This window comes from uncultured Mesonia sp. (assembly GCA_947499595.1).
Classification (GTDB): domain Bacteria; phylum Bacteroidota; class Bacteroidia; order Flavobacteriales; family Flavobacteriaceae; genus Mesonia; species Mesonia sediminis.
Genome location: CANMOY010000001.1, coordinates 178,452 through 193,770 on the forward strand (window position 1 = coordinate 178,452; position 15,319 = coordinate 193,770).

The following is a 15,319-nucleotide window of genomic DNA, read 5'->3' on the forward strand; positions in this document are numbered from 1 at the left end:
GTAAACTGTATTTATATTTATGAATAAAAATAACATACTTCTAACAATTTCCGTATTATTTTTTTTGGGTTGTGCCTCCTATGAACCAAAATATAGAAACCAACAAGAATTTTTAGATACCAGCTATCCGGCTCATAAAGAACTGGCGCATCGCTTTTTACTTGTAGGCGATGCCGGCTATGCCAAAGAAAATGGGAAATCTGATGGTATGAAAGTTTTTGACCAAGCCTTAGAAGCATTTAATGTGAAAAATTCACATACTTTATTTTTAGGGGATAACATATACCCAGACGGAATGCCAGAAGTAGGAGATCCAGGTAGAGCTGAGGCTGAATATCGTATGGGAGTTCAAATTGAGGCGAGTACACCAAGTCTTGGTGAGGTAGTATTCATACCAGGAAATCACGATTGGTATCATAACAGAATTCATAGCCTAAAAGAACAGCGTGATTTTATTGCCAAACATATGCCCAATAAAAAAGATACTTGGGCACCCAAAACAGGTTGTGGTTTTGAGGTGCGTGATATTTCAGATGATGTGGCCTTAATTATTTTAGATACGCAATGGTATCTAGAAAACTGGGATAAAAGCCCTACTATTAATGATAATTGCCCAGAAATTAAAACACGAGAGGCCTTCTTGCAAGAATTTGAATCAGAATTAAAGAAAAATCAAAATAAGAATATTGTTGTGGCTACACACCACCCGCTTTATACTAATGGTGTACATGGTGGTACCTATCCAATAGAAAGACACCTTTATCCTTCACAAAAGACCATTCCATTACCCATTCTAGGTTCTTTAGCTGCATTGATACGCACAACTGGCGGAGTAAGTATTCAGGACGCTCAAAACGAGCGTTATAAATCTATGGTTGATCGTTTGTCTACTATTGCTCACGAATACGAGAATGTAATTTTTGTTTCGGGGCATGAACACAATTTGCAGTACAATATTTTTGAGGGAGTACATCAAATAGTTTCTGGATCTGGTTCTAAATTATCTTATGCCAACTTAAGAAATACAGGGCAATTTGCTTATCCTGGTCAAGGTATGGCGGTATACGATATTTTTAAAGACGGCTCTACCTTTGTTCGATTTTATAATTTAAAGGATGGAGAGTTAAATGAAATTTATCGCAAAGAAGTTTTTCCAGCTAGAAAAAGTCCAGATCGGTTTATAAAGGATTTTTCAAAATATGAACAAAAATTCACCAAAGCTTCAATCTATAAAAACGCAGACCAAGAAAAAGAAAAAAACAAATTATTCACCAGTATTTGGGGGAATCATTACAGAGATCTCTATTACCAGCAGATTCAAGTGCCAGTTGCTTTTCTAGATACACTCTACGGCGGATTAAAAGTTGTTCGTGCAGGAGGTGGTCATCAGACTAAATCTTTGCGATTGGAGGATAAACAAGGAAGGGATTATAATTTACGAGCATTAAAAAAGAATGCACTTCAATTTTTACAAACGGTCGCCTTTAAGGATAAAAAAATTAAAGATGATTTCAAAAATACTTTAGCTCAGGAAGCTATTGAAGATTTTTATACGGCTGCACATCCTTATGGATTTCTTGTTGTGCCTACACTGGCTAAAGCTATTGGTGTAGCTCATACCAATCCTAAATTGTTTTACATTCCAAAACAAGCCACTTTAGGGAACTATAATGACGAGTATGGCGATGAAATATATATGCTTGTTGAAAGACCTGAAGATGATTGGGTAGGTTCTGGTAAATTCAACAATCCGAATAAAGATATTCAAAGCAGTTCAGGTTTATTTGAGCACCTTAGAAGGGATGAAGAGTATAAATTAGACGAGTCTGCTTATATACGCGCCAGATTGTTTGATATGCTTTTGGGCGATTGGGATAGGCACCAAGATCAATGGAGATGGGGTGAAAATAAAATGCCAAATGGTGATAAAGTTTTTTATCCTATACCACGAGATCGCGATCAAGTATTTTCTAATTACGATGGTGCTTTTTTTGCCACGGTTAGAGGAATAGCGGGTTTTGCAAATCAATTTGGGACTTATGAGCCCATGATTAAAGATTTAGCTTGGTTTAATTCGGCTGCAGCCGGATTAGACCGTACTTTAATTCAAAATCAAGGAAAAGGAGCTTGGATTCAACAAGCTAAATTTATTCAACAAAATTTGAAAGATGAAGACATCGAAATAGCTTTTAAAAGACTTCCTAAAGAAATATATCAACACGAATCAACTAAGTATATACTAGAAACCTTAAAGAAAAGAAGAGATAATATAGCCGAAATTGCCATTAATTATTATGCTTTTATAGCCAAACTGGCAATCGTGACCGCCACAGATAAAGATGATTTTATTGATATTACTAGGCTAAAGAATGGAGATACGCGTATTGTTGTTTACAGAAACATAAAGGGAAAAAGAAAGTATTTGGTTAGCGATAAGGTTTATAGAAAAAGCGAGACAAAAGAAATATGGGTTTATGGTTTAGATGATGATGACGAGTTTTTAGTTGAAGGGGAAGACAAAAAACCAATCCGTCTAAAAATCATAGGTGGCCAAAATAACGATATTTATAAAGTATATAATAAACACAATTTAAAGATTTATGATCATAAGTCTTTACCTAATACTTTTGAGCAAGGTGAAAAAGCCAAAATTAGATTAACCGATAGTTATGAAATAAATACTTTTGATAAGGATAAACGTATATTTAATGCGTCTACAGTATTACCTGCCTTGGGCTATAATCCAGATGACGGGGTAATTGTTGGCCTACAAGGTACTTATACAACAAATAAGTTTAAACGCAACCCTTATTCTTCTCAATATAAATTAAAAGCTGGATATTATTTTGCTACTCAAGGGTTTGATTTGGAAGCAAGAGGTGAGTGGGCAAATATTTTTGGTAACTATAACTTGTGGACTAAAGGCCGAATTACCAGTCATAATTTTGCCGTAAATTATTTTGGTTTAGGAAATAATACGCAAAACCAAGAGTACACACAAGATAAAAGTTTTGACTTTAATAGAGTTAAGTTAAGTCGGGGAGAAGTAGAGGTCGGTGCTATAAATAGAACTCCTTTCGGCAGTATCTTTGAAGGTAGTTTAGGATTTGAAACCGTGGAATTAGATGATTCACCTAATCGTTATATTTCTGAAATAGCTTCACTAAGCGATCCTAATTTATTTGAACGGAAATACTTTGCAAAATTTGATGCCAGTTATACCTATGAGAGTTATGATAATTATTTAAACCCATCGCGAGGAATGAAGTTTAAATTAAATCTAGGTGCTACCCTAAATACCAAAAATACAGAAAGGTATTTTGGGAGAATAGAACCCTCCATTTTATTTTATAATGCTATTTCTACCAATAGAAAACTGGTATTAAAAACTCATTTAAATTCAAAAGTCCTTCTTGGTGATGATTTTGAATTTTATCAAGGAGCGCAATTAGGTGGCGACAATGGATTAAGAGGGTATAGAAATGAACGGTTTACAGGAGAATCTTTTTTAGTTACCGGTGCAGATTTGCGGTATAGTTTTAATCAATTTACAACACGATTTTTGCCATTTCAAATTGGAGTGTTCGGTGGTGCCGATTTAGGTAGAGTATGGTTAGATGGAGAAGATAGTAATAAGTGGCATCCAGATTACGGTGGTGGTGTTTTTATAACCTCAGCCAACGCTGTAAATGGAACTTTAAATCTATTTCACGGAGATGAAGGTTGGCGCTTTAGTTTTGGTTTTGGAGTTAGTTTCTAAATAAAAAGAGTCTGGTAAAACACCAGACTCTTTTTATTTAATAATGAATTGTATTCTATGAATTTTGTTTAAAGGATATAGTTTCAGATCTGAATTTGTTTTTGCCAAAATCTAATGTTCTTATTGGGAAAGGTATATTGATGTCATTTTCATCAAAAGCTTTCTTAAGAGCTACAATAGCCTTGTGCTTAGCAAAAAGAACATCCCGTTGTTTAGAAACATCGGTCCAAAATCGAATTGTGAAATTAATAGAACTATCACCAAATTCTGTAAAAGCCAATTCAACTTCTTCTAAGTTTTCCTGACTAAATAATTCAGCGATTGTCGATTTAGCAATTTTCTCAACACTTTCTAAATCGGATTCATAACCTACTCCACAAGCCAGTGAAACACGTGATCTTTGAGTATTAGAGAAATTTTTAAAAGGATTTTCAACAATTTTCACATTGGGTATAACCACCAAATTGTTATCGGATTGCTTAATGACAACATTACGTAAATTTACTTCTATAACCTCACCTGCAAAACCATTCGACTCAATCCAATCTCCAACTTCTAATTCTGGTCTAAAACTGAGTATAACTCCAGAGAATGTATTATGTAGAGTGCCTTGAAGGGCCAAACCTATGGCTAGACCAACTACCCCAGCACCAGCTAGCACAGAGGTTAAAACTTTGTTTAAATCTAAAACGCCTAAGGCCACGAAAAAACCAATGGCAATTACAATGACTTTAACAACACTTGTTGAAATATTAATGATAGAGCGTGCTACGTTTTTATGCTCTAACAGTCGTCTAATTAGTTTAACGATGTATTTTGCCAGTAAGTAAAATACGATTAATACTAAAATTGCCAAAATTATATTTGGCAATTTTAGTATTAAGGCATCCAACCATCCACCTAATTTATTCCATAAATCGGCTACGGCATCTGTAATGTTAAAAACCGAGTCTTCTTTCATATAAGAGGTTTTATGCATCAATAGCTTTATGAGTATCTTCGGTTTTCATTGACCAAGCATCTAGCATCCAACTAGTTTTTTCTAATTCACCTATATATGCTCCAATCATATCAATTGTACCTTCATCCTCGGCGTCATCTGCTTTTTCAACCACCAAACGCATTTGCTTTAAAATTTTGCTATGATCCTCTAAAAGTTCTTTTACCATGGCTTTATCAGTCTTTTTAGAAGTTGATTCTTTAATGTTTGACAAGTCTAAGTATTCTGAATAGTTACTTGAGGGTTGATATCTTAGGGTTAAAATACGTTCTGCAATTTCATCAATTTTTTCTTTTGCATCGTTATACATTTCTTCAAATTGCTCGTGCAAATAGAAAAAACTAGTACCTACAATATTCCAATGAAAGTTTCTTAGTTTCTGGTAATACATATGGTAATCGGCCAGCAAAACATCCAATTGTTTAACTGTTTTACTTGTTTTTTCGTTGTTTAGATTTAAATAACTCATATTTTCTTTTTTAATTTTAAACAAAAATACTATAAATAAAAATGATTGCAAACAAGTTTAATATAAGATTAACTTATTTCTTTAACGTTTTAATTTATTCAGGAGTTCTTCAGAGATTTGCCCGCTATAGGTGCCATAGGCATCTGTCAATAATTCCTTTTTGCCATTTTTGGTTGTAATAGCGTAAAGAATAGAATTATCTGAAGGATTAGACATCCCTTCAAATCTATATACCTTGTCTATTTCAAACTCATTTGGTTTATAACTTTCTTTGTCTTTTTTGTTTTCTATGTGCTCATCCAATAAATTAAAATCATAAGTATACCCTTTTTCTTTTAATTGATTCATCGCCTGTGATAAAGTTTTATATTCCATAATTTTTTTGTTTGAATTTAGTATAAAGCTTAAAGAATTCAAATTTAAACGACTTGTTTAGTATAAATTTAACGCAAAAAAAAGGCAATGAATTTCATTGCCTTTACTAATTTTTATGAGATAATATTGCTTAGCTGTTGAGCATTACTGGCATTACAAGCATGGTTACATGCTCACCCTCATCAAGACCATCTTTTGGGGTAAGAATTCCTGCTCTATTAGGAAGACTCATTTCTAACATCACTTCTTTAGCATTTAAATTATTCAACATTTCTGTTAAAAATCTTGAGTTAAATCCAATTTGCATATCATCTCCCTGATAATCACAAGTAAGTCTTTCTTCTGCTTTATTGCTGTAATCAACATCTTCTGCAGATATATTTAATTCTGCACCAGCAATTTTAAGCTTTACTTGATGCGTTGTTTTATTTGAGAATATTGAAACCCGTTTGACCGAATTTAGAAATTGAACACGATCTATTATTAGTTTGTTTGGGTTTTCTTTGGGTATTACCGCTTCATAATTAGGATATTTACCATCGATTAAGCGGCAAACTAATTCAGTTTCATCTATAATAAATCTGGCGTTTGATTCGTCATATGATAATAACACATTGCTGTCACTGTTACCTAATATACTTTTAAGTAGATTTAATGGTTTTTTAGGCATAATGTAAGATGATTCTGTTTGTGCAGATACATCTTCTCTCTTATATTTAACTAATTTATGCGCATCTGTAGCCACAAAAGTTAAGCCATCTGGTGAAAACTGAAAATAAACTCCACTCATTACAGGTCTTAAATCATCGTTGCCCGATGCGAATAAAGTTTTACTTATAGCTGTTGCTAACACCTCTGCCGGAACCTTGGTACTATTGGGTTGATCTAGCTCAACAGCTTTTGGAAATTCATCTCCATCGGCATAGGCCAAGGCGTATTTTCCATGACTAGAGCTAAGCTCTAATGTATTGTTTTCTGCAACAAAGGTAAGTGGTTGTTCTGGGAATGTTTTTAGGGTATCCAATAAAAGTTTAGCCGGTATGGCTATTTTACCTTCAGCATTAGAATCCACTTCAAGTTTGGCAGACATTGTGGTTTCTAAATCAGAAGCCGACACAATAAGTTCAGATTGATTAAGCTCAAATAAAAAATTATCTAAAATCGGTAAGGTATTATTGTTGTTTATTACACCACCTAAAACTTGTAATTGTTTTAGGAGGTAAGAACTAGAGACTATAAATTTCATATTTTCAAACATTCAAAAGATTTATCTATTACAAATATATCTTATTCTATTAATTAAACTCGAGATAGAACAAGTATTTATTAACAGAGATTTTCACAATAAAACAAGACGAGTTAGGTTAATTTTGTGATTGATAAGAGTTAATCTAGAAAATAATTTTAACTACATTTGCTTTTATTATAAGAATAACTAAACCCATGAGTCAAAGAATTCTTTTAAATGCTAAAGAAATTGAAATTATCCTACAGCGTTTAGCTTGTCAGTTACTCGAAAAACATGCGAAATTTGATGACTGTGTGCTTATCGGGATTCAACCCAGAGGGATTTATTTAGCCGAGCGTATTGCAGCAATTTTAAAAGAAAATTATAAAGTTGAAGCTTTAAAATTGGGACAATTAGATATTACTTTTTACCGGGATGATTTTAGGAGAGGGGTAAAAACCCTAGAAGCGAATAAAACGCATATAGATTTTTTGGTCGAAGATAAAAATGTCATTTTTATTGATGATGTTTTATATACAGGAAGAAGTATTCGTGCAGCTCTTACGGCCATTCAATCATTTGGTAGACCAAAAGAAATTGAGCTTCTTACCCTTATTGATAGAAGATTTAGTAGGCACTTACCTATACAACCAGATTATAACGGGGTTCAAGTAGATGCCATAAATCAAGAGCGTGTTGAGGTAAACTGGAAAGAGAATAGTGGAGAGGATAGTGTATATATAGTAAAAAATAAAATATGAGTGAGCTTAGTGTAAATCACTTATTGGGTATTAAATACCTAAAGAAGGAAGATATAGCGTTAATATTTAAAACGGCTAAGCATTTTAAAGAGGTAATTAATAGGCCGATTAAAAAAGTCCCTTCTCTAAGAGATGTTACAATTGCTAATTTGTTTTTTGAAAACAGTACGAGAACAAGACTTTCGTTTGAATTAGCAGAGAAAAGATTAAGTGCAGATGTAGTAAACTTTTCGGCAGCCTCTTCATCAGTTAAAAAAGGAGAAACCCTAGTAGATACTGTAAATAATATTTTAGCTATGAAGGTTGATATGGTGGTTATGCGACACCCTAACCCAGGTGCTGGGATCTTTCTCTCAAAGCAGGTAGATGCCAGTATTATAAATGCTGGTGATGGCGCTCATGAGCATCCTACTCAAGCCTTATTAGATGCTTTTTCAATACAAGAAGAATTGGGTGATATTGCCGGTAAAAAAGTATTGATTGTTGGTGATATTCTTCATAGCCGAGTTGCTTTAAGTAATATTTATGCACTCCAAAAAATGGAGGCAGAGGTTATGGTTTGCGGACCAAATACGTTAATCCCAAAGCACCTATATAAGCTAGGTGTAAAAATTGAGACAAATTTAGATCAGGCTTTAGCTTGGTGTGATGTGGCCAATATGTTGAGAGTCCAAAATGAACGTATGGACGTTAATTATTTTCCGAGTACCAAGGAGTATGTAAAACAATACGGTCTTACAAAAAAGCGACTGGAAAAGCTAAATAAAGAACTGGTGATTATGCATCCAGGACCCATAAATAGAGGGGTAGAATTATCTAGTGAATTGGCTGATTCTGATCAGGCTATTATCCTTGATCAAGTTGAAAATGGGGTGGCCGTTAGAATGGCAGTAATTTATTTATTGGCAGCTAAAATAAAACAATTATGATTATAGAAAATAAAGAGAACTATTCCTTGTTGCGAGATGAAAAAAATGATATCAAGTCTTTTGTAAATTATCTGAAGAATTGCATACCCAAAGATTTTACCAATAAGAACTTGGTTGTTGATATTCTAAAGTACGGAACCTTAGAGCTTGAAGAATTACTTTTATTCTTAAGTATATCCAATCAACACAGAAAACAAAAATGCTCTTTTGTTATAGTAAATGATACGATAATGATTGATCGGGTGCCAGAGGAATTAATAGTTGTTCCAACCTTAAAAGAAGCCGAGGATGTAATTCAAATGGAAGAAATAGAACGTGATCTAGACGCATTTTAATCCACTATTATATGCAGCTTACTGTGCTGGGTTGTTATTCGGCAACCCCAAGAACTTTTAATCATACCACATCACAGGTTTTGCAAATCAAAAATCACTTGTTTTTGATCGATTGTGGTGAGGGTACTCAAGTGCAGCTAAGAAGAAACAAAGTAAAATTTTCACGCATAAAACATATATTTATATCTCACCTTCACGGAGACCATTTTTTTGGTTTGGTAGGACTTATTTCTACCTTTAACTTATTAGGGCGAAAAACAGATTTACATATATATGGACCTAAAGGAATTAAAGAAATAATTGTTCTTCAATTAAAATATTCAAAATCTTGGACTTGTTATAATTTGTATTTTCATGAGCTTGAATCCAATAAGCCTCAGGTACTTTTAGAAGATGATAAAGTAATAGTTGAGACTATACCTCTAAATCATCGTGTTTATACTAACGGTTTCTTATTTAAAGAAAAGCCGGGCGATCGAAAGCTTCTGATGAATGAGGTTTTAAATTATGAAATAGATAAAGCCTATTATAAAAGTATCGTAAAAGGCAAAGATATACTTCTTGAAAATGGCGATTTAATTCCCAATGAAAAATTAACCGCACCACCTAAACCTACAAAAAGTTATGCATTTTGCAGTGATACGGCATACTACCCTATAATAGTTGAACAAATAAAAAATGCAACAGCTTTATATCATGAGGCAACTTTTTTAGAAAGCCACGCCCATCTTTGTGCTACAACTTTACACTCAACAGCAAAACAAGCAGCTCAAATAGCCCAAAAGGCACAGGTTCAACAATTGATTCTAGGGCATTATTCTACCCGCTATGATGACATTAATAATTTTAAAATTGAAGCGCAGGAGTTTTTTGAAAATGTGATTTGTGCGCAAGATGGCCTAACAATTACTTTTGATTAAATTTGTTTTTCCTTAACTGATAATCTTGTAAATTGCAGTATGGAAAATAAACTACACGACTACCGAAAATCCTATGAGAAATTTTCTTTAGATCTCGATAAAGAAAATAAGGATCCGATGATGCTCTTTACGGAGTGGTTCAAAGAAATTGATGAAAATGATTTAGCAGACGAAGTGAATGCTGTAAACTTAACAACAATAGAAACGGACGGTTTCCCGAAATCTAGAATTGTTTTGCTAAAATCTTTCTCTAAAAATGGTTTTATTTTTTACACCAATTACAATAGTGACAAGGGGCAAGCTATAGCCAAAAACAATAAGGTAAACCTTAGTTTCTTCTGGCCTCAAGCTGAACGACAAGTGATAATTAAGGGTTTGGCCCAAAAAGTAGATGCGATAGAATCTGATGCCTATTTTTATTCTAGACCTAAGGGAAGTCAAATGGGCGCAATTGTGTCTAATCAAAGTCACGAAATTCCAAATAGGGAGTATTTGGAGGCTAAGTTAAGCGCTCTAGAAAAAGCGGTTGCAGAAAATAATATGGAAATAAAACGTCCGGATCACTGGGGAGGTTACTTAATAAAGCCTATAGAAATAGAATTTTGGCAAGGTAGAGCCAATCGTTTGCACGATAGGTTTTTATTTAGCAAAAATGGAGAGAACAATTGGAGTAAAAAACGTTTAGCCCCTTAAATTTCATGAAAAGTTTAATTCTTGTTCGTCATGGTAAATCATCGTGGAAAGAAAGTTTGCCAGATAAAATGCGCCCGTTAAAGAAGCGGGCTTTTAGAGATGCAAATTTAGTCTTGGAAGAGCTAAAACCCAAACTAAAGGTCACAAGTAAAATGCTAGTGTTAAGTAGTACAGCCACCAGAGCCATAACAACAGCTCAATTGTTTAAACAAGAATTAAATGTTTCAAAAAGTGAGTTTAAAAGGCTAGATGCATTGTATACCTTTAACCATGAAGATGTAATTGATATAATTCAGCAACAGCATAGTAAATACGATACCATTATGTTATTTGGTCATAACCCAGGGTTTACAAATCTTATAAACCTTTTTGGGGATCAGCCAATTGTTAATTTTCCTACAACAGGTTTGGTTAAATTAGATTTTCCTAGCATAGAAGATTGGGGCAAATTAACACAGGGTAGGGTGGACTATTGCTTGTTTCCTAAAAACCTACGGAATGAGTAAAAAGTCTGGTTTTAAGTATACCAATAGGGAGATAAGTTGGCTTCAATTTAACGCCCGCGTTTTGCAAGAAGCGGCCGATAAAAGTGTACCGTTAATTGAGCGATTAAGGTTTTTAGGTATTTTTTCTAACAATTTAGACGAATTCTTCAAAGTACGCTATGCTACGGTCAAGAGAATTATGCAAGCGGGTAAAGGAGCGAAGAAAGCTTTAGGTGGAATTAGTGCAAAGAAATTATTAAAACAAATCACACAAATAGTTATTGAGCAACAAGCCCAGAGTTTAGAAATATTAAAAGCAATTCAAGAAGAACTAGAGGTCAATAACATATTTATCATCCGTGAAAACGAAGTAAATCAAGAACAAGCAGCTTTTTTAAAAGATTATTTTCTACAAAAGGTAAGTCCAGCTTTAGTTACAATAATCTTAGATGAACTTGAAGAAATGCCTAGTTTAAAAGGTAGTGCGGCCTACTTAGCTATTACTATGCATTTAAAAAACCCAGATGAGGTAAATAGAACCAAGCGTTATGTGCTAATTGAAATTCCTAGAGGTATAGATAGATTTGTTGAGTTGCCTTCTAATGACGACCGGAAATATTTAATAATTCTAGATGATATAATACGCTATAATCTAAAAAATTTACTGAATATTTTTGACTACAAAAGTATAACGGCACATATGATTAAAATTACCCGCGATGCAGAATTGGATATGGCTGGTGATTTAGATAAAAGTTATATTGAAAAATTGTTAAGCAGTATAAAAGATAGGATTATAGGTGAGCCTGTGCGCTTTGTTTTTGATAAAACCATACCGCGTGATACGCTGAAGTATTTACTTACTAAAATGGGCTTAGATCATTCAGATAGTATTATCCCTGGTGGCCGTTATCACAATAGACGGGATTACATGAAGTTTCCTAGCCTGGGAGCAAAACATTTATTATATAAAAAGGTACCTGCTTTACCCATTAAAGATTTGCCATTACAAGAAAGTCTTTTAAAAGCTATTGCACAAAAAGATTATCTGCAATATACGCCTTACCATACCTTTTCTTATACGGTTAAATTTCTGCGAGAAGCAGCAATCGACCCTAAGGTGAAGTCTATTAAAATTACTATATATAGACTCGCAGAAGTTTCTCATATCGCGAGTTCTTTAGTAAATGCTGTGAAAAATGGAAAAAAAGTAACAGTATCAATTGAGTTAAGAGCGCGTTTTGACGAGGCCAACAACATCCGTTATGCTGAACAGATGCAGCGTGAGGGGGTAAATTTAATATTTGGAGTTCCTGGTTTAAAAGTTCATGCAAAGGCTTGTGTTGTAGAACGTATAGAAGGAAAAAAGAAAAAGAGGTACGGATTTATTAGTACGGGAAATTTTAATGAAAATACGGCGAAAATTTATACAGATTTCACGCTGTTTACTTGCAATCAAGATATCTTAAAAGAGGTGAATCAAGTCTTCGATTTTTTTGAAACCAATTACAAGGTTTCTAAATACAAACATCTTATAGTTTCACCGCATTACTCTCGCAATACATTCACAAGGTTAATTCAGCAAGAGATAGATAATGCAAGACAAGGCTTGCCTAGTGGGATTCAATTAAAACTGAATAGTTTATCGGATTATAAGTTGATTGACAAGCTATACGAAGCTAGTAATGAAGGAGTTAAAATTAAATTAATTGTTAGAGGTATTTGCTGCTTAATTCCTGGAGTGCCTGGAATGAGCGAAAATATTGAAGCCATAAGTATCGTAGATAAATATTTAGAGCATCCTCGATTATTTATCTTTAATAATGCCAATCAGCCTAAAGTTTATATATCTTCGGCAGACTGGATGACTAGAAATTTAGATTACCGAGTTGAAATTTCTTGTCCTGTTTATCAAGAAAACCTTCAGAGGGAGCTTATTGAAACCTTTGAGATTTGTTGGAAAGATAATGTAAAAGCCAGGAAATTCTCTGCACAAGAAAACAACCTTTATGTACCGCAGCAAGAGCCTGCAGTACGCAGTCAATTTGCAACTTATGACTACTATTTAGAGAAGATAAATTAAAAAAATTACATTGTTATGCTTAGCATAAAGAAATACGCCGCAATAGACATTGGATCAAATGCAGTACGTTTGCTTATTGCAACCATAACTGAACCCCAAGAACAAGCCCCAATTTTTAAAAAGACTTCATTGGTTCGGGTTCCTATTCGTTTGGGTGAAGATGTTTTTCTAAAAGGAAAGGTTTCAGAGTCAAATAAGAAGAGAATGCGAGACACAATGCAAGCCTTTGCATTATTGATGAAATCTCATAAAGTTCTTAAGTATAAAGCTTGTGCTACCTCGGCTATGCGTGATGCAGAAAACGGCCAAGAACTGGCACAAAACATTAAAGCAGAAACCGGTATAGATATCGAGATTATAGATGGTGAACATGAGGCTGCAATGATTGCAACCACCGACTTGAGAAATCTAATACAAAATGATAAAAACTACTTGTATGTTGATGTAGGTGGGGGGAGTACTGAGCTTAGTTTCTTTACGGAAGGAAAAAAACTTGTTTCAAAATCTTTTAAAATAGGTACAGTACGTTTACTCAATGATAGAGTTGATGATAGTTTATGGGATGAAATGAAGGTTTGGATACAAAAGGTGACTAAAGGCTACACAAAAATTTCGTTGATTGGTTCTGGAGGTAATATTAATAACATTTTTAAAAGCAGTGGAAAAAAAATAGGGAAACCTTTAAGTTATTTTTATTTAAGTTCTTATTACCAGCTGCTAACCTCTTTAACCTATGAGGAGCGTATCGTTAAGCTTAATCAGAATGCAGATCGTGCCGATGTTATAATACCGGCTACAAAAATTTATTTGTCTACAATGAAATGGAGTAGGGCGCGTAAAGTTTATGTACCTAAAATAGGTCTAGCCGATGGAATTATTAAATATATGTACAATGAAGAGCAAAAGCAACATATATTCTAGTCTGAAGGAGGTATTTTCCTAAAACGTATATAAAATATAGCCAACATCATTAATAAGCCAAAACCTCTAAAATAGAAGCCTTCTATATGCCAAGTGAATAAATTCGCTATAAAAAGAAATAAGCAAAATAATAATAATAACAGCGAGGTGTTTTTGGTCATTTTGATTTTATTTTTTTTGGAAAATACATATGGTAAAATTTTGGTTTTTTTGGGTGGGTGTTTGATGATCTTCTTCAAAAAAATCAATAAGCTTAAAGTTGTTCCCAAAAATTATTTTTAAAGAGTCTTGGTTATGTTGTTTAACCGGTAAGCCACTACATTTTTCTGGACCATTTTTACTAAAGCTAGCAATGGCCAGATAGCCATTCTCAGCTACATACTCAGTAGCTCGTTTAGCATATTCATCAATTTGATTTTCGTCGTTAAGAAAATGAAATGCAGCTCTGTCATACCATAGATCAAAGCTAATTGATGTTTGAAAACTAGTTACATCGCTAATTATCCAATTGATTTGTTTAGCATTAGTTCCTAATCTTTTTCTTGCTCTTTCAATCGCATTTTTAGATATATCGAGAACGTGAGCATTTTTAAACCCTTTTTCAATAAGAAAATCGGCAACAAAACTATCGCCGCCTCCTATGTCAATTATGACCGAATTTGCATTTAACTTTACACGCTGAACTACCTTTTTAAAAGTATCTACATTGGGCTGGTACCAACTAACAGTATTTAAGGGTTTGTTTTTATAGACGTCTTCCCAATGTTTTTGCATTTTGTTATCCATGAATACTATGTGTTTTACCAAGATTTTTCATTATTTCTGCTTCATACTCCAAAAGTTCATTCCACTTTTTATTCACGGTTTCTAAATCACCATATTTTCTGGCAAATCTTAAAAACATAGTATAATGGTTAGCTTCACTAATCATTAATTTTTTATAGAATAAGCGCAAATCTTTATCTTTTAATTGCTCAGATAATAACTTGAATCTTTCACAACTTCTAGCTTCTATTAGTGCAGCATAAAGCAAACGATGTACCATTTGGTCTATTCGGCTTCCTCCCTTTGGGAAAAATTTAAGTAACTCTATAACATATTTGTCTTTTCGATCTCTTCCTAAAGCAAAACCTCTTTCTAAAATAAGGTCGTGAACCATTTTAAAATGACTCATTTCTTCCTGAACTAGACTTATCATCTCTTTAACTAAATCTTCATATTCAGGAAAACTAACAATTAATGAGATAGCGGTAGACGCTGCTTTTTGCTCGCAAAATGCGTGATCTATTAAAATTTCCTCTATATTTTTTTCAGCTATATTAACCCATCTAGGGTCTGTTGGTAATTTTAGTCCTAACAT

15 protein-coding genes are annotated in these 15,319 nt (G+C 33.6%); 9 read left to right on the forward strand and 6 right to left on the reverse strand.

Going from position 1 to position 15,319, the window contains the following annotated elements:
* The first annotated feature begins 19 nt into the window (after positions 1-19).
* Positions 20-3,760, forward strand: coding sequence for a metallophosphoesterase (locus ACH2AZ_RS00800; RefSeq protein WP_394906197.1), 3,741 nt, complete (start codon positions 20-22; stop codon positions 3,758-3,760).
* Between the two features lie 55 nt (positions 3,761-3,815).
* Here the strand turns inward: ACH2AZ_RS00800 and ACH2AZ_RS00805 are convergent, their stop codons facing one another.
* The 4 genes from ACH2AZ_RS00805 to dnaN all read right to left on the reverse strand — a co-directional run bounded on the left by ACH2AZ_RS00805 (position 3,816) and on the right by dnaN (position 6,850).
* Positions 3,816-4,721, reverse strand: coding sequence for a mechanosensitive ion channel family protein (locus ACH2AZ_RS00805; RefSeq protein ID WP_394906198.1), 906 nt, complete (start codon positions 4,719-4,721; stop codon positions 3,816-3,818).
* A gap of 10 nt (positions 4,722-4,731) precedes the next feature.
* Positions 4,732-5,229, reverse strand: a complete 498-nt coding sequence (locus ACH2AZ_RS00810; protein ID WP_379044806.1) for a Dps family protein — start codon at positions 5,227-5,229, stop codon at positions 4,732-4,734.
* 81 nt (positions 5,230-5,310) lie between these two features.
* Positions 5,311-5,604, reverse strand: a complete 294-nt coding sequence (locus tag ACH2AZ_RS00815) for a phosphoribosylpyrophosphate synthetase (RefSeq protein WP_394906199.1) — start codon at positions 5,602-5,604, stop codon at positions 5,311-5,313.
* Positions 5,605-5,734: 130 nt separating this feature from the next.
* On the reverse strand, positions 5,735-6,850 hold the full coding sequence (gene dnaN, locus ACH2AZ_RS00820; protein WP_394906200.1) for a DNA polymerase III subunit beta: 1,116 nt from the start codon (positions 6,848-6,850) through the stop codon (positions 5,735-5,737).
* A 197-nt stretch (positions 6,851-7,047) separates the two neighbouring features.
* On the opposite strand from dnaN, the gene pyrR reads away from it, so the two are divergent.
* Genes pyrR through ACH2AZ_RS00860 form a run of 8 tightly spaced genes read left to right on the forward strand, consistent with a single transcriptional unit; the run spans position 7,048 to position 13,959 of the window.
* Positions 7,048-7,593 carry a bifunctional pyr operon transcriptional regulator/uracil phosphoribosyltransferase PyrR gene (pyrR, locus tag ACH2AZ_RS00825; RefSeq protein ID WP_379044797.1) on the forward strand — a complete coding sequence of 182 codons (546 nt, stop codon included), beginning with the start codon at positions 7,048-7,050 and terminating at the stop codon, positions 7,591-7,593.
* Positions 7,590-8,522, forward strand: coding sequence for an aspartate carbamoyltransferase catalytic subunit (locus ACH2AZ_RS00830; protein WP_394906201.1), 933 nt, complete (start codon positions 7,590-7,592; stop codon positions 8,520-8,522). The genes pyrR and ACH2AZ_RS00830 overlap by 4 nt, the downstream gene beginning before the upstream one ends.
* Positions 8,519-8,857 (forward strand): ribonuclease Z, encoded by a 339-nt coding sequence (locus ACH2AZ_RS00835; RefSeq protein WP_394906202.1) that lies wholly within the window; start codon positions 8,519-8,521, stop codon positions 8,855-8,857. Before ACH2AZ_RS00830 ends, ACH2AZ_RS00835 begins: the two co-directional genes overlap by 4 nt.
* Positions 8,858-8,868: 11 nt before the next feature.
* Positions 8,869-9,777 carry a ribonuclease Z gene (locus tag ACH2AZ_RS00840; RefSeq protein WP_394906203.1) on the forward strand — a complete coding sequence of 303 codons (909 nt, stop codon included), beginning with the start codon at positions 8,869-8,871 and terminating at the stop codon, positions 9,775-9,777.
* A gap of 39 nt (positions 9,778-9,816) precedes the next feature.
* Positions 9,817-10,470, forward strand: coding sequence for a pyridoxamine 5'-phosphate oxidase (pdxH, locus tag ACH2AZ_RS00845; protein WP_394906204.1), 654 nt, complete (start codon positions 9,817-9,819; stop codon positions 10,468-10,470).
* A gap of 5 nt (positions 10,471-10,475) precedes the next feature.
* A complete protein-coding gene (locus ACH2AZ_RS00850) occupies positions 10,476-10,976 on the forward strand; it encodes a SixA phosphatase family protein (protein WP_394906205.1) in 501 nt (166 codons plus the stop codon).
* Entirely contained in the window at positions 10,969-13,038 is a 2,070-nt protein-coding gene (gene ppk1 / locus ACH2AZ_RS00855) for a polyphosphate kinase 1 (RefSeq protein ID WP_394906206.1), read from the forward strand. The genes ACH2AZ_RS00850 and ppk1 overlap by 8 nt, the downstream gene beginning before the upstream one ends.
* Positions 13,039-13,053: 15 nt before the next feature.
* On the forward strand, positions 13,054-13,959 hold the full coding sequence (locus ACH2AZ_RS00860; RefSeq protein ID WP_394906207.1) for a Ppx/GppA phosphatase family protein: 906 nt from the start codon (positions 13,054-13,056) through the stop codon (positions 13,957-13,959).
* Positions 13,960-14,127: 168 nt separating this feature from the next.
* On the opposite strand, the gene ACH2AZ_RS00865 is transcribed toward ACH2AZ_RS00860, so the two are convergent.
* Together ACH2AZ_RS00865 and ACH2AZ_RS00870 are read right to left on the reverse strand one after the other, a co-directional pair.
* Complete coding sequence (locus ACH2AZ_RS00865; RefSeq protein ID WP_394906208.1) at positions 14,128-14,745, reverse strand: class I SAM-dependent methyltransferase; 618 nt, start codon at positions 14,743-14,745, stop codon at positions 14,128-14,130.
* Positions 14,738-15,319 carry a tRNA-(ms[2]io[6]A)-hydroxylase gene (locus ACH2AZ_RS00870; protein WP_394906209.1) on the reverse strand — a complete coding sequence of 194 codons (582 nt, stop codon included), beginning with the start codon at positions 15,317-15,319 and terminating at the stop codon, positions 14,738-14,740. Before ACH2AZ_RS00870 ends, ACH2AZ_RS00865 begins: the two co-directional genes overlap by 8 nt.